A 16,831-nucleotide genomic window follows, 5' to 3' on the forward strand; every position below is an offset into this window, starting at 1 on the left:
CACGCGTTGGAGGAGGATGCTGCGATGAAGACCTTGCTCGTTCCCGTCGCGATGCATGACGGCCTGACCTCCGTGTTCGAGACGACCCGGCTCGCGGCGTCGCGCTTCGGGAGCCTGATCGAGGGCGTGTCCCTGCGACCGGCGCTCGCCGAGTACGTTCCGGTCGACATGGTCGGCGGCATGACCTGGCTGCGCGACGAGGAGGCCGATCGGGCCGAGGCCGAGGAGGCGGGTGGCCGCTTCGTCGCCTTCATGGACGCCGCCGGCATTCCGCGGCACGCTCGCGACGGGCTCTGCATCCCCGAGAAGGTGGCCGATGCCGGACCGCGCTATCGCTGGCGGCAGGACGTGCCCACTGGCGACGCGTTCCTCGGCCAATATGCCCGGTTGTTCTCGGCCACCGTCGTCGGCCGCCCCGGGACCACTGACAACGCCCCGCGCATGACCACCTTCGAGACCGCCCTGTTCGAGGGCGGCCGCCCGATCTTGCTGGCCCCTCCGGTCGCCCCCACGACGTTGGGCGACGCCATTCTGATCGCCTGGAACGGCTCCACCGAGACCGCTCGGGCGGTGGCCTTCGCCATGCCGTTCCTGCGCCGAGCCGAGCGGGTGCTGGTTCTCAGTGTCGAGGGCGGGATGGTCCCGGGGCCGAGTGCGCAGGACCTCGCGCAGGCCCTTGCGTGTGAGGGTGTGGCAGCCTCGCACCGGGCCCTCCCGGCCGGCCGCCGCGCGCCGGGCGAGACCTTCTTGGCGGAAGCCAAGGCGTTTGGCTGCGATCTCCTGATCAAGGGCGCCTACACCCAGAGCCGACTGCGCCAGATGATTTTCGGCGGCGTCACCAGCCATGTGCTGGCCCATGCCGACATGCCGGTTCTGCTCGCACATTGATTAGATCTGGAACCGCCGTGCGCCCCTGGCGTTCGGCCACCGCAGCCGGATCAGGATCCCCGTGACGACAGCCGTGACCCGACTCCTTCTCGCCTCCCTATTGATGGTCGCTGCCGCGGCCGCCGTACAGGCACAACCCACCACTGCCCGGTTCCGCGGCACGGTTGAATGGGCCGAGGCCGACCGCCTCCAGATCCGCCGACCTGGCGGAAGCAGCCTCACCCTGCGGATGAACCCGCGCACCCGCGTCTTCGCGGTGACCGAGGCGGCCCTACGCAATATCAAACCCGAGAGCTACGTCAGCGTGCTGGCCGGGCCTGGGGCCGAGCCCCTGCGGGCCAAGGCCGTAACCCTGTACTCGCCTTCGGAACGTGGCTTCGAAGCGGGGACCCAGCCCTGGGATACCGATCCGGGCGCAACCTTCACGGCGGGCTGGGTCGCCGATCTGAAGCGCGGCCGCCCGCTTCAGCTGACTTTAGGCTATGGCGGCGGTCAAGCGAGCTTCACGGTGCCGGCTGGGACCCCGATCACTGCGATCGCACCGGGCGAGAAGGCTCTGCTCGAGCCCGGCGCGGCCGTCACCTTGTTCACCCAGTCTGGACCGGACGGCGCCCTCTCGGTCGGTACGATCGCGGTGGGCCGACAGGGGGCCGTGCCGTCATTCTGACCGGCGGGCCCCAGGTTGATGTCGCGTCACCGATCCGCGCATCCGAGAGGCGCGCCGCGGCGTAAGCTGCGCTACATCGTTTTCCCATGACCGAGTCTGCCTTCGCCCTCGATCCGCGCCTCACCGCCGACACCGTCGAGGTGGGCGACCTCGCCCTGTGCCGCGTGCTGCTGATGGATGATGCCCGGTTCCCCTGGCTGATCCTGGTGCCGCGCCGGCCCGATGTCTCGGAGATTACCGATCTGTCCGAGGCTGATGCCGCGGATCTCTGGCGGGAGATTCGCATCGCCACCGGGGTGATGCAGACGCTGTCGAAGCCCGACAAGCTCAATGTCGGGGCGCTCGGCAACGTGGTGGCGCAGCTCCACGTCCACGTGGTCGGCCGCTTCCGCTCCGACCCGGCCTGGCCTGGGCCGGTCTGGGGCTTCGAGACGCGAAAGCCCTACCCGTTCCATGCCCGCGCCCAGCTGATCGAGCGCGCCGGCGCCCTGTTCTCCGCGGCCTGACCCTTCCATGACCGATCCCCGCGACACGCTCCGCTTCGTCCGCAACCGCCTCGACCGGCACTCGGCCGAGCAGCCGGAGGAGGCGGTGCCGGCCTTCGATGCGCCGGATGCGCGCCTCGTCCTGATCTGCGGCGACTGGATCGTGCTGCGGGGGGCGACCGCGCTGATCACCACAGCGGATGCACCCGAGTTGCTGGGGACGCGGATCTTCCTCGGCCATCGGGACGGAGGTCCGGTCTTCGCCGCCTCGGCGCCGGCCGACGCCCCAGAGGGCTTCGCCGCGGGCGAGACCCGCACCCTCGACCTGCGCGCCATCGCCACCGAGTCCGCCGTGGAGGCCGAGGAGCTGGGCCTGCTCGCCGTGGCCAAATCGATGCTCGACTGGCACGCCCGCCACGGCTTCTGCGCCAATTGCGGAACCGCCACTGTGGCGAAGGCCGGTGGCTTCCGGCGGGAATGTCCGGCCTGCAATGCGCATCATTTCCCCCGGGTCGACCCGGTGGTGATCATGCTGGTGCGCCGAGGCGAGACCTGCCTGCTCGGCCGGGGGCCGCATTTCCGCCCGCACATGTACTCGTGCCTCGCCGGCTTCCTCGAGCCTGGCGAGACCATCGAGGACGCGGTGCGCCGCGAGGTTTTCGAGGAGACCCGGATCCGGGTCGGCGCCGTCACCTACCGGACCTCGCAGCCCTGGCCGTTCCCGTCCTCCCTGATGCTGGGCTGCGCCGCCGAGGCCCTCGACGGCGCCATCGTGACCGATCCGACTGAGCTGGAGGACGCCCGCTGGTTCGACCGCGCGGCCGTCGCCGCCATGCTGGCCGGCACCCATCCCGAAGGCATCCAGGCCCCACCGCCGATGGCGATCGCCAACTACCTGATGCGGGCGTTCGTGGCGGGTGAGACCTGAGCGTCCGCTTGTTCTAGCCCTTCCCACCCGTCTGCCGGCTGGGGTCGTCGGCGGGGTTGATGTAGTTCAGCCCGAACGGGCCGGAGCCGTTGACCTGCAACTCCACCGGCTCATCGGTGGTCCAGAGGGAATGGGGCATGTCCTCCGGCAGGAAGACGAAGCCTCCGGCCTTCAGCGCCGCGCCCTTGGCCTTGTCGAGCGTCTCCCCGTGCTCGTGGTAGATTGAGCCCGACAGGATCGTCAGCGTCTCCGCCTTCGAATGCGTATGCGGCGCGATCACCGTGTTGGCCGGGAACTTCAGCCGCAGCACGAACGGGCCGGGCTTGGCCGGATCGCCGGCGACCTGGCTGATCTGCGTGCCCTTCGGCAGGTTCGCCGGCCCCGGTCCGTAGACCACCGACGCCCCGTCGGGCTTCACCACCATCCCGGGCGCGTCGTGATCCGCCGCAAGGGCCGGCCCGGCCGCGACGAGCATGGCCGCGACACCGAGCCAAGAACGGGTTGTCATGGAGCGCCTCCCAATTCCCGCGGGCGTCTTTCGCCCCCGCAGCCCTTTTCTGGCGCTGGCTTGGCGGTTTCCCAGGCGCGGGCGCTGGCACAGATTGTCGCGGGGTTGTAGGGGCACCGCTTCAGCGGGGCAGTCGTCTGACCGGTTCGACCGCGGTCATCGTTCTTGAGCTGTTCGGTAGACGTCATCCCGACTGCGCTTGCCGACAGCGACCACGGTCACCGTGATCGCTTCATCGCTGACCCGGTAGACCAAGCGATAGCCGGAGGCGCGCAACTTGATCTTGTAGCAAGCCTTCAATTCGGCCCCGTGCAGCCGGTCCGCTGGGACATGCGGTGCCTCCAACCGCTCGGCGAGCTTGGCCTTGAACTGCTGGCGGACGGTATCGCCGAGCTTGCGCCATTCCTTCAGAGCGGAGGGAAGGAATTGCAGCTCATAGCTCATCCAGCGCGACCTTCACTGGCACCTCGCCGGATCGCGCTCGGATCAGAGTGGTCAGCTCGGCGTCGTCGATCAACTCCATCATCGCCTCGTAGGCGGCCGGGGAGACCATGTAGGCCATGACACGGTTGTGGTTGAGGATTGCGACGGTCTCGCCTTGCGCCTCGCTCAATACGTTGGAGGGGCTCCTCTTCAGATCCGACACGCTCACGGCCACGTTCGCCAGCACGGCCTGCATCCTAAACTCCGAAGGGTCTCGTTCTGCCTGCGAAATTCAATAGCAAACTCGGTACTGAATTTCGACTCGTCAAACGCTTACCCTTCGGCTCAGATCGCCACCCGCGTCGGCGCGGCCTCAGCCGGTACCGCGGCCCGCATTTCCGAGAACGCCTCGCCCACCATCAGCAGCGCCGGCCCATCGAATCCGGCTGCCTCGACTCGGTCGGCAAGGTCGGCAGCGGTGCCGCGCAGTGAAGCTTGATTCGGGCGGCTGACGTTGAAGACCAGCAAAGCCGGCGTCAAAGGCGCCAGCCCCTCTTCCACCGCCCGGGCGAGCAGCGCCCGCAACGTGCGCTTGGGCATGTAGACCACCGTGGTCACGCTCGGATCGGCGAGCCCCACCCAGTTGAGGTCGTCCGGCAGGGCGCCGCGGCGGTCGTGGCCGGTGACGAATTGCAGGCGGCGGGCGGCGTCGCGGTGGGTCAGCGACAGGCCCAGCGCCGCCGCCGCCCCCTGCGCGGCCGAGATCCCCGGCACCACGGTCACGGGGATGCCGGCTGCCCGGCAGGCGTCGATCTCCTCGCCGGCCCGGCCGAACACCAGCGTGTCGCCGGATTTGAGCCGCACCACCTGCTTGCCGGTGCGGGCGAGCTGCACCATCAGGGCGTTGATGTCGTCCTGGCGGCAGGACGGGCCATGTCCGGTCTTACCAACGAGCATGGTCCGCGCCTCGCGGCGGGCATAGTCCAGGATCTCGGGAGCGACGAGATCGTCGTACAAGATCACGTCGGCGTTGCGCAGCGCTCGCAGGGCCTTGAGGGTCAGCAGCTCCGCGTCGCCCGGCCCCGCCCCGACCAGGGTCACCGCGCCCCCCTTCGGCGCCGCCTCGGTGTCCCCGAGCAACTCGGCCAGGTCCTGCTGCGTCGGCGCCCGGTCGGGCTCCGCGAAGGCGCGGTCGGTGAAGCGTTCCCAGAAGCTGCGCCGCTCACTGAACCCGTGGAACCGGGCGGTGACGCCGTCCCGCCAATCGCGGGCGGCTCCGACCCAGCGGGCGAACCCGCGGGGCAGCATCGCCTCGATCCGGGCGCGTACAGTCTGGCCAAAGACCGGGGCGGCGCCCTCCGTAGAGATGCCAACCACCAGCGGCGAGCGGTTGACGATGGCGCCGAACTTCACATCGCAGAGATGCGGCCGGTCCACCGCATTGACGATGGCGCCGGCGCCCCGGGCGGCAGCCACGAACGCGACGCAGTCGGTCTCGTCTTCCATGGCGCCGATGCAGAACGCCGCGCCCCAGAGGTCGTCCGGCGCCCAGGCGCGCTCGTGCAGGTCGACGTGCCCGTCGACGATCTCGCCCGGCACCGCGCGCAACTCGTCGCTGGGTTCAGGCGCGTAGACGTCCACATGAGCGCCGGCCGCGGCCAGGAGCTTCACCTTCCAGGGCGCCCCGCCCGAGGAGCCCGCCAGCACCACACGCTTGCCGCGCAGGGGCACAAATACCGGCAGCACCGCCAGCGGCTCGAGGCCGGCGGATTGGGTCTCGCGGGGGGCGCGGGCTGCGCGCAGGGGCACGGGCGAATCGGTCACGGGTCTGTCCTGAGCCTACATCGTGCCGGTCATCCCGCCAGACAACCTCATCCGGCGTGTCGCGTCGCGGCCGCGAAGGGAGCTCCAGGGATCGTCGCGAGCGCTGGAGGGCTCCTTCAAGGCGATCGCTTCGCGCCCGCGCCTCCTGATGAGGGGAGTGGTGGGACGGGCCGATCTGTTCTCGATCCGGCGTATATCAAAGAATCATGCGGCGCGGGCAGTCTCGGCCGTCAGCATCTTCCGGATCTCCGGGATGCAGGAGCCGCAATTCGTGCCGGCCTTGCAGGCGGCGCCCACCGCCTCGACCGATCCGGCCCCGGCCCCGATCGTGGCGGCGATCACGTCGGCGCCGACGCCGTGGCAGGCGCAGACCACCGGCCCCGCCGAGGCGGTAGCGGCGCGGCCGGAGAGCAGCGCCCGGCGCTCGGCGGCCTCGGGCTCGTCAATGGCGAACAAGGCCTTGGCCGCCTCCCAGTCGGGGCGCGCCTCCGCGGGGGCGTAGGCCAGGCACGCGACCAGCCGCGCGCCATCGTAGACGGCGCAGCGGTAACGGTCGTTGGTGTGGTCGGCATATTCGGCGAGCTCGAAGCCGGCCAGCGCCTCGCTCCGGATCAGCCCGCGGACCATCAGGGCCACGGCGCTGGAACTCGCCGCGGTGGCGAATTGCACGCCCCAGCCGCCGGTGATCGATGCCCGCGCCCACCACCAGCCCTCCGGCAACGCAACTTGCCGGCGCGACAGCAGGAAACCCCGGGCCCGGTAGGCGACGGGCTCCAGGGCGGCCGGGGTCGCCTTCAGCTCAGGCTGGCCCGAGACCGGATCCGGCACGCCGCGCACCAGGGCGCCGACCCGGGCCTTCGACGCGTAGGCGCTGCCCCAGTGCATCGGCATGAACAGGCCGCCCGGCACCACCGTGTCGGTGATCATCACCTCGAGCTCGGCCTCGCCGTGCTCGGTGCGCAATCGCGCGATGCCGCCCTCGGTCAGGCCGAGTCTGGCCGCGTCGTTCGGATGCACCTCGACGAACGGGACGGCGCGGTGGGCTGAGAGGCGCTGGCTCTTCCCGGTCCGGGTCATCGTGTGCCAGTGGTCGCGTACCCGGCCGGTGTTGAGCACGAACGGGAAATCCTCCGAGACCGCCTGGGCCAGGCCCGGCGGCTGCACGGCCACGAAGCGGGCGCGCCGGTCGAAGGTGTAGAACCGGCCGTCGCCGAACAGACGGGCCTTGCCTTGCGGCGCGCCTTTGGGGCCGGAGCGTTTCGGGATCGGCCATTGCACCGGCAGGGTGATGTCGTAGGCGGCGTCGCTGATGTCGGTGAGCGCGCCGAGATCGAAGTCGCGGGTGCCGTTGTTCTCGTAGGCCGAGAGCCCGGCATGCTCGCGGAACACCGCGGCGGCCGAGGAGAACGCGAAGGCCCGGTTGTGGCCCAGCCGACGGCCGACCTCGGACAGGACCGCCCAGTCGGCCCGCGCCTCGCCGGGGGCGGTGAGGAACCGGCGCTGCCGGGAGATTCGCCGCTCGGAATTGGTGACCGTGCCGTCCTTCTCGCCCCAGGCGAGGGCCGGCAGCAGCACCGTGGTCTTGCCGAGGCCCAGCACCGTGTCGGAATCGGCCATCACCTCCGAGACGACATAGAGTTCGAGCCCCTTCAGGGCGTCGCGGATCCTGTCGGCCTGCGGCATCGAGACCAGCGGGTTGGTGCCCATCACCCACAGGGCCTTGATCTTGCCGCGGGCGACCGCCTCGAACAAGGCTACGGCCTTCATGCCCTCGCCGGTGACGATCCGGGGGGCGGCCCAGAACCGGCGCACCCGGTCCACCTCCTCGGGGGCGAAGTGCATGTGTGCGGCCAGCATGTTGGCCAAGCCCCCGACCTCGCGCCCGCCCATGGCGTTGGGCTGGCCGGTGAGGGAGAACGGCCCCATCCCGGTCTCGCCGATGCGGCCGGTGATAAGGTGGCAGTTGATGATGCTGTTGCCCTTGTCGGTGCCTTGAGCCGACTGGTTCACCCCCTGCGAGAAGGCGGTGACCACCCGGCGGGTGCCGGCGAACAGGTCGTAGAAGGCGGCGATGTCGGATGCCGGCACACCGGTGGCGGCGGCGACCGCGGCCACATCCGGCGCAATGCTGCGGGCGCGGTCGAGGGCGGCATCAAGCCCGGCCGTGTGGGAGTCCACAAAGGCCCGGTCGCGGAAGCCGTTATCGGCAAGGTGCACGAGCAGGCCCGAGAACAGAGCGACGTCGCTGCCGGGTTTGATCCCGAGGAACAAGTCGGCCTCCTGGCCGGTCTGGGTCCGGCGCGGGTCGATCACCACGAACTTCGTGCCCCGCCGGGCTTTGGCGTCGGCCATGCGCCGGAACAGGATCGGGTGGCACCAGGCGGTGTTGGACCCGACCATCACGATCAGGTCGGCCTCGTCGAGATCCTCATAGCAGCCCGGGACCGTATCGGAGCCGAAGGCGCGGCGGTGGGCCGCCACTGCGCTCGACATGCACAGCCGTGAGTTGGTGTCGACATGAGGGGTGCCGATGAAGCCCTTCGCCAGCTTGTTGGCGACGTAATAATCTTCGGTGAGAAGCTGCCCCGAGAGGTAGAAAGCGATCGAATCCGGCCCGTGCGCCTCGGCCACCGCGCGCAGTTTTTCCGATACGGTCGACAGCGCCGCGTCCCACGAGGCCTGGACCCCATTAACCTCTGGATGGAGCAGGCGGTTCTCCAGCGACAAAGTCTCGCCCAGCGCCGAGCCCTTCGAGCACAGCCGGCCGAAATTGGCGGGATGCTCGGTGTCGCCCGCGATGGCCGCGCCCCCGCTCCCGTCCGGGGTCGCGAGGACGCCGCACCCGACCCCGCAATAGGGGCAGGTCGTCCGCACCGTCGGGTCTGCCACGGACAGGGTCATGGCTGGGTCCTCGAAAGTTTTTTGTTCGACATCCGCCGCAAGAGGCGGGCCGCCTATTCCCTCCCCCCTCTGCGGGGGAAGGTGGCCCTCGCGTCAGCGCGGGCCGGGAGAGGGGAGCGACGTATCCGGACAAGTCGCAACGGGCTTCAGATCCTGAACCGTCGCGCTGCCCTTCTCCCGCCCCGCATACGCGGGGCACCTTCCCCCGCAGAGGGGGGAGGGTTTTGCGCTCAGTACACGTCGGCCTGGTAGCGGCCGGCCTTCTTGAGGGCGCCGAAATAGGCAACCGCATCCTCGGGGCTCTTGCCGCCGAACTGCGCCGCCACGTCGATGATCGCCCGCTCCACATCCTTGGCCATGCGCTTGGCGTCACCGCAGACGTAGAAATGCGCGCCGCCTTCGAGCCATTTCCACAGATCGGCGCCGTTCTCGCGCATCCGGTCCTGGACGTAAGTCTTCTCGCTGCCGTCCCGGGACCAGGCAAGCGACAGGCGGGTCAGGATCTTGTCGTCCTTCAGCTTGTTCAGCTCGTCCTTGTAGAAGAAGTCCGTCGCCTGGCGCTGGTGGCCGTAGAACAACCAGTTGCGGCCGGGCGCTTGGGACGCAGCGCGCTCGCGCAGGAACGACCGGAACGGCGCGATGCCGGTGCCGGGGCCGCACATGATCACGTCCTTGGACAGGTCCGCCGGGAGGGCGAAGCCGTGGGCCTTCTGCAGGTAGATCTTGACGTGGGTCTGCTCGGGCAGGCGCTCGCCGAGATGCGTGGAGGCGACGCCCAGCCGCAGCCGCGAGCGGTGATTGTAGCGCACTGCATCCACGGTCAGGGACACAATCCCGGCATCCATCTTCGGCGATGACGAGATCGAGTAGAGCCGCGGCTGCAACTCATCGAGGGCTTCCAGGAAGACCTCGGCATCGGGCCGGGCGCCGGGGAACTTGTGCAGGGCGCCGAGCACGTCGAGATAGGCGGCGTCGCCGTCCGGATCCTCGCCGGAGGCCAAGGCCTGCGCTTTCTTGCGGGCCGCGCCCGAGGTGAGCAGCGACAGCAGCTGGTAGAGGTTGTCCGGTGCAGCGCCGAGCGCATAGTCCTTGAGGAGGTGATCGCGCAGCGTCTTGTCGCCGATCATCCGCTCGGGCCGGGCGCCGAGTTCGGCGATCACGGCGTCGACCAGCGCCGGGGCGTTGGCCGGGAAGAGGCCTAGCGAATCGCCGGCCTCGTAGGTGATCGGCGTGCCGTCGAGACCGATCTCGATGTGCCAGGTCTCCTTCTCACCGCCCGGATCGTTGAGGCGGCGGCGGGACAGGAACAGGGCCTCAACCGGGTTCTCCCGGCAGAAGCCGAGCGGCCCGAGATCGGCCGCCGGCTTCGGGGCGTCGTCCTCGGCCTTCGGGGCAGCCGGCGCGCCGCCGGCAGCGACGAACTCCTCCTCCAGCTTCTTGAGCATGCGCAGGGTCTCCTTGCCGCCGGGCTGGCAAAGATTCAGGCGCTCCTCGTTCTTCAGGAAGATCGCGTTGGCGTAGTCGGCGCAATTGTAGCCGCACTGGCCGCAATCCTGCTGGGCCATGGCGGCCATCAGCTTCTGCGGCTCGGGGCGGTCCTTGGCCATCGCCATCCGGTCGACGATCGACACCGAGGGGTCGTGCCAGGGCGCGTCGTCGTTGTCGGCGAGCTTGGGGCCGCCCGGGAGCGCCTCGCCCTGCGCAAGGGCGGTCGCCCCGGTGACGGCGGGGCCGAGTAGGGCGGCAAAGTAGCCCGAAAGCCACGAGCGCTGGTCGGCGTCGAAGGGGGCGGTCTCGGGGATCAGGACGAGGGGGGGCGCGACGTGCTCACTCATGCGGCGGCCTTCAGGGCTGGCTGTTCCTCGGCGGCGTCCCGCAGGGCTTCGGCGCCGGTGCGGGCGGTGAAGGACTGGAAGCTCTCGTCCGGGCTTTCCCGGCGGGCCAGGTAGGTGCGCAGCAGCGCCTCGACGCGGAACGGCGCGTCCTCGGCCTTCACGGCTTTCCAGATCTCGGTGCCGATCTTCGGGTTCTCGGCGAAGCCGCCGCCGACCACGATGTCGTAGCCCTCGACGGTGTCGCCCTCCTCGGAGACGACCACCTTGGCACCAATCAGCCCAATATCGCCGATGTAGTGCTGGGCGCACGAATGGTGGCAGCCGGTGAGGTGGACGTTCACCGGCACGTCGAGCTCGGTGACGGTGCGCTCGACATGGTCGGCGATGATCAGCGCATGGCCCTTGGTGTCGGAGGCGGCGAACTTGCAGCCCCGGGCGCCGGTGCAGGCCACGAGGCCGGAGCGGATGCCGGCCGCCTTGATGGTCAGCCCGAGCGCTTCGACCCGGCTCTCCACCTCGGCCACCCGCGCATCGGGAATCCCCGAAAAGATGAAGTTCTGCCAGACGGTCAGGCGGATCTGTCCGTCGCCGCACTCCCGAGCGATCTCGGCCAAGGCCCGGACCTGATCGCTCGTCATCTTGCCCACCGGCAGGACGACACCGATCCAGTTGAGGCCGGGCTGCTTCTGGGCGTGCACACCGACATGGGCGAACCGGTCGGTGGGCCGGCGCGGCGCCACATGGGCCGGATCGACCCGATCGAGCTTGCGGCCGAGCTTGTCTTCTACGGCGGCGAGGTACTTGTCGAAGCCCCAGGCGTCGAGGACGTACTTCATCCGGCTCTTGTTGCGGTTGGTCCGGTCGCCGTTCTCGATGAACACCCGGATGATCGCGTCCGCCACCGCGTTGCAATCCTCGGGCTTGAGCACGATGCCGGTGTCGCGGGCGAGGTCCCGGTGGCCGGAGATGCCGCCGAGCACGAGGCGCATCCACACGCCCGGCGCCACCGCGGCGATGGCCAGCACCTCGATCGCCTGGAAGCCGATATCGTTGGTCTCCTCCAGGGTCGGCATCACGCCGCCGCCGTCGAAGGCGACGTTGAACTTGCGCGGCAGGCCGTAGAGCGAGCGGTCGTTGATGATCCAGTTGTTCCAGGATTTCGCCAGCGGGCGGGTGTCCAGCAACTCCTGGCTGTCGATGCCGGCGGTGGACGAGCCGGTGACGTTGCGGATGTTGTCGGCCCCGGAGCCGCGCGCCGTGAGGCCGATATCGACGAGCCCGTCGAGGAACGGCTGGGCGTGCTCGGGGCTGATCTCGCGCACCTGGAGATTGGCGCGGGTCGTCACGTGAACGTAGCCGCCGCCGTGCCGGTCGGCGAGGTCGGCCACACCGGCGAACTGCCAATGGTGCAGGATCCCGTTGGGGATCCGCAGGCGGGCCATGTAGCTCACCTGGTTCGGGGCGACCCAGAACAGGCCGTGGTAGCGCCAGCGGAAATTGTCCTCGGGCTTGGGCTGCTTGCCGGCGGCGGCCTCCGCGATCAGCCGGTTATGGCTATCGAACGGGCTCTCGGCGCGCTTCCACTTCTCCTGCTCGCAGAGCTTGCCACCGTCCTTGACGGTTTTGTCCTGCGCCTTGATGTGGATCGCGTCCGGCCCGGTCGGCTCGGCCGGCGCGGCCGGGCCCTGCCCGATCGCCAGGCCGCCGGTCAGGCGGGCCGCGGCGACGCCTGAAGCGAAGCCTTCGAGGTAGCGCTTCTGCTCTGGATTGAAGCCGTCCGGGGCGGTCTGTGTGGTGGTCTCGGCCATCTGCGCCTCCCTAAGCAGCCAATTGCTCGGGCGCCGGGCGCCCGAACATCAGATCGTCGACGTTCTCGACCGGATCGCCGGAGCGGATCAGGCCCTTGCAGGCACCTTGCTCGGCGATGTCACCCACGAACACGGCGCCGATCAGCTTCCCCTCCCGCAGCAGCAGCTTGCGGTAGAGGCCGGCGCCGGGATCGGACAGGACGATCGCCTCGGCATCCTCGGGCGTGTCCACGAGGCCGGCCGAGAAGACCGGCAGGCCCGAGACCTTCAGGCTGGTCGCGAGCGACGTGCCGCCATAGGCAGCGCTTTCACCGGCTAGGTGCCGAGCCAAGGTATCGGCCTGCTCGTAAGCCGGTTCGACCAGCCCGTAGATGAGGCCACGATGCTCGGCGCATTCGCCGAGCGCGAAGACACGTGGATCGGAGGTAGTCATCCGGTCGTCGACCTTGATACCGCGGCCGATCTCCAGCCCCGCCCCCTGGGCCAGGGCCACCGAGGGGCGCACGCCCACCGACATGACCACGAGGTCGGCCGGAAGGACGGATCCGTCGGCGAGGACGAGGCGCTCGACCTTGCCGTCGCCTTCCACCTGGGCGGTGTCGGCCTTGAGGATCACCCGGACGCCGCGGGCCTCCATGGCGCGCTTGACCAGCCCGGCAGCATGATGATCGAGCTGGCGCTCCATCAGCCGATCCATGACGTGGAGCAGGGTCGTATCGACGCCCAGCCGCGCCAGCCCGACCGCGGCTTCCAGTCCGAGCAGGCCGCCGCCGATGACGATGGCCTTGGCGTGCTGGACGGCAGCCCTGCGGATCGCCGCCACATCCGCGAGATCGCGGAACGTGATGACACCCGGAAGGTCCATGCCGGGCTTTGGCAGCCGAATCGGCAGGGATCCCACCGCCAAAACGAGCTTGTCGAAGGGCAGGACATGGGTCTCGCCAACGAGGACGAGGCCGTTCTCACGGTCAATCTGGGTGACCGGCGCGCCGGTGATCAGGCGGATTCCGTGGGCCGCATACCAGTCCAAGCCTCGGAATTCGCAGGCGGCCTCGTCGACTTCGCCGCCGAGCAGCGATGAGAGCAGAACGCGGTTATAGGCCGCCTGCGGTTCGGCGCCGACGCAGGTCACGTCGAAGCGGCCGGGGGACCCTTCTGTCAGGCGCTCCAGGAATCGGAGCGAGGCCATGCCGTTGCCGACCACGACGAGCCGCTCGCGCGGCAGGCCGGTCTCGGCGCGCGCATCGTGTACGCTGGTGTCCATGGGGGATGTCGCCATCTCTGGATCGCGTCTGGACCTCGATTGCAGGGTCGTCGGCGGACCGCCCACGAAAAAGCCGCTGCCGGTCATCCCCCGGTGCAGGCTTCTGCCTCAGGAGAACCGGATCAGCGGCCTCGCTGACGGCGCTGCCCGTCGCCATTGACGGACACAGAGAGGCTTGCAGAACTCGTGCCAGGCACGAGCACTCAATGTAAGCTATTCCGAGTGTTATAGAAAAGACGACCGTGAGGGAGTGGTCTCGATCGCAAAGGGCGATGACCGCACTGCACAAAAAGCAGGCGTAAGGTCGCCTAAACGATCAGCGCAGCTCAAGGCGAGCGGGTGTGATCGATGCTTGTGAAGCCGATCATGGACAATGGTCGGAGCGCATGCCGTCGTAGATGTTCACACGCGGCGTCTGCGCCTGTGAAATGGCGCCTCAATCGGCCGTCCAAATCGAACGGCTCACGACGAGATCGCGACGGCACGACAATTCCCCGGAGACAAAGTCTGGCCGGGTGATCCAAAGTCGTTGATGGATCAGATCAATGTCGAGAGCATCGCCAGCAGGCCGAGTGTTGGCATGGCGCCGGCCACGAGGACCCAATACCAAGAGGGGACACCGCCAGGACGGCGGTTGTCGTTGCTGGCACGCGGCACCTTTGCGCCACGGCGAACATAGCGTCGAAGTTCGACCCGCATACGCGGATGCGATGTCGACGATTCGGTATCGAGTTTACGGCATCCGGGCATGGCGAAGACGTAACGACCGAAACCCAGCAACGTTCCGCGCTTGAGTGTGTTCGCACAGCGCATCGATGATAAGCGTCTCGCCTTACCCGCTTCCTCAGAGAGCCAGGGCGGCTTGGTACAGATCGGGCCGGTAGACTGCGTCCGCCTCCGTTTCGAGGTGGTCTTCGTGAGAGATCTGCCGCGAGGCGCGCATCTGGGCCACGAGCCAGCGGGCGGCCCCGGGGCGTGGCTCCTGTACGGAGGCGCTGAGGTCAAGATGCCCGCGCGCCGGCCGAAAGCTGCCGGCCGAATCCTGGATCGCGTCGCCCGCGAAGGCCCGGCCGATCAGCTCGGCATCGAGGTTGAGGTAGCTCCGATGCGCCAGGCGGTGAAGCAGATCGGCGCGATTGGCCGGACGGGCGCACCATTGCCCGGCCCGCGCCACCGCCCGGACCAGGGGCAGCGTCGCGTCATCGAGCCGCGCTGACACGGCCAGCACCTTCTCGGGAGCGTCGGGGGCGAGGTCGCAGCCGAGCGCCGCGGTCCGCCCGTGGCCCGCCGCCACGGCCACGTCGTTCCAGGGAGCGCCCGCGCAGTAGCCGTCGACCAGATTGCGGGCCAGGGCTTCGACGCTGTGCTGGGGCGGAACCACGACCATCCGGAAGGCCGACGGATCAAGGCCGCCGGCCTCGGCGAACAGCCGTAGCTGATAGCTGTGGCAGGAGAACGGATGCACAGTCCCGAGCGTCAGCGGCCGGCCGGCGTGCCGGCGCGCGGTCGCGATCCGGGCAAAGGCGCGGGCAACATCCACCAGGTCTTCGCTCGCCGGTGCCATCGCGGCCCAGAGCCCATGCGACACCGTGATGGCGTTGCCGTTGACGCTGAGCTGGAGCGGGACCACGAGGTCGGACGGTGGGCCGGACAGGGCGAGCCGGCTCGCCAGGGCCAATGGCGCCAGCATGTGGGCACCGTCGAGATGGCCGAGCGCGAGGCGGTCGCGCAGAGTTGCCCAGGAGGGTTCGGCGGAAAGGTCGAGGTCCAGCCCCTCGGAGCGGGCGAAGCCGAACTCGTGGGCCGCGATCAGCGGCGCGGCATCGCAGAGCGGGATGTAGCCGAGCTGGAGCCTCATCCGAGCAGATCCGCCGTGGTGACGATGGCCCGGGCGATATCGGCGATCTTGCGCTTCTCGTTCATGGCCTTGCGCCGCAGCTGCTTGTAGGCCTCGTCCTCGGTGAGCCCCTTCAGGTTCATCAGGATGCCCTTGGCACGCTCGATCAGCTTGCGGTCGGCCAGCTCGCCGCGAGCCTCGGACAATTCGCGCTGCAGCCGCGCGAAGGCGTTGAAGCGCAGGATCGCAATGTCGAGGATCGACTTGATCCGCTCCGCCCGCAGCCCGTCGACCACGTAAGCCGAGATCCCGGCATCGACCGCCGCCTGCATCATGGTCGTGTCCGAGCGGTCCACAAACATCGCCACCGGCCGCTCGACCTGCCGGGAGACGCCCGACATCTGCTCCAGGATATCGCGGCTCGGGCTTTCCAAATGGATCACCACGACGTCGGGCCTGAGGGCGGTTATCCGCTCCAGAAGGTCGGCAGTGTCGGGGATCACCACGATCCGGCCGATGCCGGCGGCGCGCAATCCCTCCTCCAGGATGGCCGCGCGGGCGCGGCTCGGATCGATCACGGCGACGGTGAGATTGGATTCGGTCATCGGGGCCCGATCGGGGCGGGTCTTCTCAAAAGGGTGGCCCGGTTCGGGCACCCCCAGCCAAGCCAATGGACCAAGCAAAGTGTATGCCCCGCGGTCGCCGCCAGCGTTACCGCCGCGCAATGAAACGGTCCAGCTTCCGCCGCAATGCTGGGGCTACCCTGGCGACCTCGGAACTATCGCGGGGATCGGTGAAACGGATGCGCAGGCCAGACCAGCTTGCCCTGACGGATGCCACCTCCGGGCGCGTGTCGATGCCGTTTCTGCCCACGGTGGTGGTGGTGGCGATGCTGGGCGTCGCCTCGCTGTACTGCCCTTCGTCGCAGACGCCGCCGGAGGCCCGCACCGAGCTGAGCGTGCCCGAGGCTCCCTCGCCCACCGCCTTCGTCAAAACCGCGCCGGCCTCCGTGCCCGTCCGCCGTCCGGCAGCCCTGGCGTTCGCCGAAGTCTATCCCCTCGCCCCGCCGCAGCCGGCAAGGCCGGTGCTTGCGGCCCGGGCGACGGCGCATATCGCGACGGTGGGCCGCCATGCCTGCCCGGGTCGCCGCTGCCCGGAGACGCCCCAGCGCGTGATCGATCCGCTGGCGGCCGGCCGCGCGGAGGCCGCGGATTCCGACGAAGCCGGACTGCTGCCGCCTGCCGCCCTGCCCTTCGCCGCCTCGGTGGTTGAACGGTTGGCGCCCGCCGCCCGGGTCGTTGGCGATGCGGCCGATCTGGTGCGCGACGGCGCGGCCGCCTTGCACGGATCCGTTGCCCTGGTGGTGGCCGACTGCCTGCGCTGACGCGCGCGTCAGACCAACGGCACCGCACAGCGGCCCACTTGGCTTGCCGCGCAACCGCCCCTGGACCTCGCAACCGGGC

General features: G+C 69.3%; 15 protein-coding genes. 5 read left to right on the forward strand and 10 right to left on the reverse strand.

Features of this window, described 5'->3' with window-relative positions; translation table 11 throughout:
* Window positions 1–24 precede the first annotated feature (24 nt).
* The 4 genes from AO398_RS07255 to nudC all read left to right on the forward strand — a co-directional run bounded on the left by AO398_RS07255 (window position 25) and on the right by nudC (window position 2,968).
* The gene (locus tag AO398_RS07255; RefSeq protein ID WP_058191346.1) at window positions 25–888 is read left to right on the forward strand and encodes a universal stress protein; all 864 of its coding nucleotides are present in this window, start codon (window positions 25–27) and stop codon (window positions 886–888) included.
* Window positions 889–961: 73 nt separating this feature from the next.
* The gene (locus AO398_RS07260; RefSeq protein WP_244498693.1) at window positions 962–1,555 is read left to right on the forward strand and encodes a hypothetical protein; all 594 of its coding nucleotides are present in this window, start codon (window positions 962–964) and stop codon (window positions 1,553–1,555) included.
* A gap of 86 nt (window positions 1,556–1,641) precedes the next feature.
* Window positions 1,642–2,061 (forward strand): HIT domain-containing protein, encoded by a 420-nt coding sequence (locus AO398_RS07265; RefSeq protein WP_058191349.1) that lies wholly within the window; start codon window positions 1,642–1,644, stop codon window positions 2,059–2,061.
* 7 nt (window positions 2,062–2,068) lie between these two features.
* Window positions 2,069–2,968: an NAD(+) diphosphatase gene (gene nudC, locus AO398_RS07270; RefSeq protein ID WP_058191351.1), complete on the forward strand. Its 900-nt coding sequence runs from the start codon at window positions 2,069–2,071 to the stop codon at window positions 2,966–2,968.
* 13 nt (window positions 2,969–2,981) lie between these two features.
* On the opposite strand, the gene AO398_RS07275 is transcribed toward nudC, so the two are convergent.
* The 10 genes from AO398_RS07275 to AO398_RS07320 form a co-directional block, all read right to left on the reverse strand.
* Entirely contained in the window at window positions 2,982–3,476 is a 495-nt protein-coding gene (locus AO398_RS07275; protein ID WP_058191353.1) for a cupin domain-containing protein, read from the reverse strand.
* 156 nt (window positions 3,477–3,632) lie between these two features.
* A complete protein-coding gene (locus tag AO398_RS07280; RefSeq protein ID WP_058191355.1) occupies window positions 3,633–3,920 on the reverse strand; it encodes a type II toxin-antitoxin system RelE/ParE family toxin in 288 nt (95 codons plus the stop codon).
* Complete coding sequence (locus AO398_RS07285; RefSeq protein WP_058191357.1) at window positions 3,910–4,155, reverse strand: type II toxin-antitoxin system Phd/YefM family antitoxin; 246 nt, start codon at window positions 4,153–4,155, stop codon at window positions 3,910–3,912. Before AO398_RS07285 ends, AO398_RS07280 begins: the two co-directional genes overlap by 11 nt.
* 89 nt (window positions 4,156–4,244) lie before the next feature.
* A complete protein-coding gene (gene cysG / locus AO398_RS07290; protein WP_058191449.1) occupies window positions 4,245–5,702 on the reverse strand; it encodes a siroheme synthase CysG in 1,458 nt (485 codons plus the stop codon).
* A 225-nt stretch (window positions 5,703–5,927) separates the two neighbouring features.
* Window positions 5,928–8,624, reverse strand: coding sequence for a nitrate reductase (locus AO398_RS07295; protein ID WP_058191358.1), 2,697 nt, complete (start codon window positions 8,622–8,624; stop codon window positions 5,928–5,930).
* A 230-nt stretch (window positions 8,625–8,854) separates the two neighbouring features.
* Window positions 8,855–10,459 (reverse strand): sulfite reductase subunit alpha, encoded by a 1,605-nt coding sequence (locus AO398_RS07300; protein ID WP_058191360.1) that lies wholly within the window; start codon window positions 10,457–10,459, stop codon window positions 8,855–8,857.
* Window positions 10,456–12,267: a NirA family protein gene (locus tag AO398_RS07305; protein WP_058191362.1), complete on the reverse strand. Its 1,812-nt coding sequence runs from the start codon at window positions 12,265–12,267 to the stop codon at window positions 10,456–10,458. Before AO398_RS07305 ends, AO398_RS07300 begins: the two co-directional genes overlap by 4 nt.
* 10 nt (window positions 12,268–12,277) lie before the next feature.
* Window positions 12,278–13,531 (reverse strand): FAD-dependent oxidoreductase, encoded by a 1,254-nt coding sequence (locus tag AO398_RS07310; protein ID WP_058191363.1) that lies wholly within the window; start codon window positions 13,529–13,531, stop codon window positions 12,278–12,280.
* A gap of 844 nt (window positions 13,532–14,375) precedes the next feature.
* A complete protein-coding gene (locus AO398_RS07315) occupies window positions 14,376–15,389 on the reverse strand; it encodes a CmpA/NrtA family ABC transporter substrate-binding protein (protein WP_058191365.1) in 1,014 nt (337 codons plus the stop codon).
* Window positions 15,386–15,973 carry an ANTAR domain-containing protein gene (locus AO398_RS07320; protein ID WP_058191368.1) on the reverse strand — a complete coding sequence of 196 codons (588 nt, stop codon included), beginning with the start codon at window positions 15,971–15,973 and terminating at the stop codon, window positions 15,386–15,388. The genes AO398_RS07315 and AO398_RS07320 overlap by 4 nt, the downstream gene beginning before the upstream one ends.
* A gap of 197 nt (window positions 15,974–16,170) precedes the next feature.
* Here AO398_RS07320 and AO398_RS07325 point away from each other — a divergent pair, with 197 nt between their 5' ends.
* Window positions 16,171–16,752, forward strand: coding sequence for a hypothetical protein (locus tag AO398_RS07325; RefSeq protein WP_058191370.1), 582 nt, complete (start codon window positions 16,171–16,173; stop codon window positions 16,750–16,752).
* Window positions 16,753–16,831 lie beyond the last annotated feature (79 nt).

Origin of the sequence: Methylobacterium sp. GXS13, assembly GCF_001455965.1 — a bacterium.
Lineage (GTDB): Bacteria > Pseudomonadota > Alphaproteobacteria > Rhizobiales > Beijerinckiaceae > Methylobacterium.

What these genes read in the sequence shown, in the direction of transcription:
- AO398_RS07255 (WP_058191346.1), top strand. Translation starts at nt 25, where the DNA reads ATGAAGACCTTGCTCGTTCCCGTCGCGATGCATGACGGCCTGACCTCC.
- AO398_RS07265 (WP_058191349.1), top strand. Translation starts at nt 1,642, where the DNA reads ATGACCGAGTCTGCCTTCGCCCTCGATCCGCGCCTCACCGCCGACACC.
- nudC (WP_058191351.1), top strand. Translation starts at nt 2,069, where the DNA reads ATGACCGATCCCCGCGACACGCTCCGCTTCGTCCGCAACCGCCTCGAC.
- AO398_RS07275 (WP_058191353.1), bottom strand. Translation starts at nt 3,476, where the DNA reads ATGACAACCCGTTCTTGGCTCGGTGTCGCGGCCATGCTCGTCGCGGCC.
- AO398_RS07280 (WP_058191355.1), bottom strand. Translation starts at nt 3,920, where the DNA reads ATGAGCTATGAGCTGCAATTCCTTCCCTCCGCTCTGAAGGAATGGCGC.
- AO398_RS07285 (WP_058191357.1), bottom strand. Translation starts at nt 4,155, where the DNA reads ATGCAGGCCGTGCTGGCGAACGTGGCCGTGAGCGTGTCGGATCTGAAG.
- AO398_RS07295 (WP_058191358.1), bottom strand. Translation starts at nt 8,624, where the DNA reads ATGACCCTGTCCGTGGCAGACCCGACGGTGCGGACGACCTGCCCCTAT.
- AO398_RS07300 (WP_058191360.1), bottom strand. Translation starts at nt 10,459, where the DNA reads ATGAGTGAGCACGTCGCGCCCCCCCTCGTCCTGATCCCCGAGACCGCC.
- AO398_RS07305 (WP_058191362.1), bottom strand. Translation starts at nt 12,267, where the DNA reads ATGGCCGAGACCACCACACAGACCGCCCCGGACGGCTTCAATCCAGAG.
- AO398_RS07310 (WP_058191363.1), bottom strand. Translation starts at nt 13,531, where the DNA reads ATGGACACCAGCGTACACGATGCGCGCGCCGAGACCGGCCTGCCGCGC.
- AO398_RS07315 (WP_058191365.1), bottom strand. Translation starts at nt 15,389, where the DNA reads ATGAGGCTCCAGCTCGGCTACATCCCGCTCTGCGATGCCGCGCCGCTG.
- AO398_RS07320 (WP_058191368.1), bottom strand. Translation starts at nt 15,973, where the DNA reads ATGACCGAATCCAATCTCACCGTCGCCGTGATCGATCCGAGCCGCGCC.
- AO398_RS07325 (WP_058191370.1), top strand. Translation starts at nt 16,171, where the DNA reads ATGCGCAGGCCAGACCAGCTTGCCCTGACGGATGCCACCTCCGGGCGC.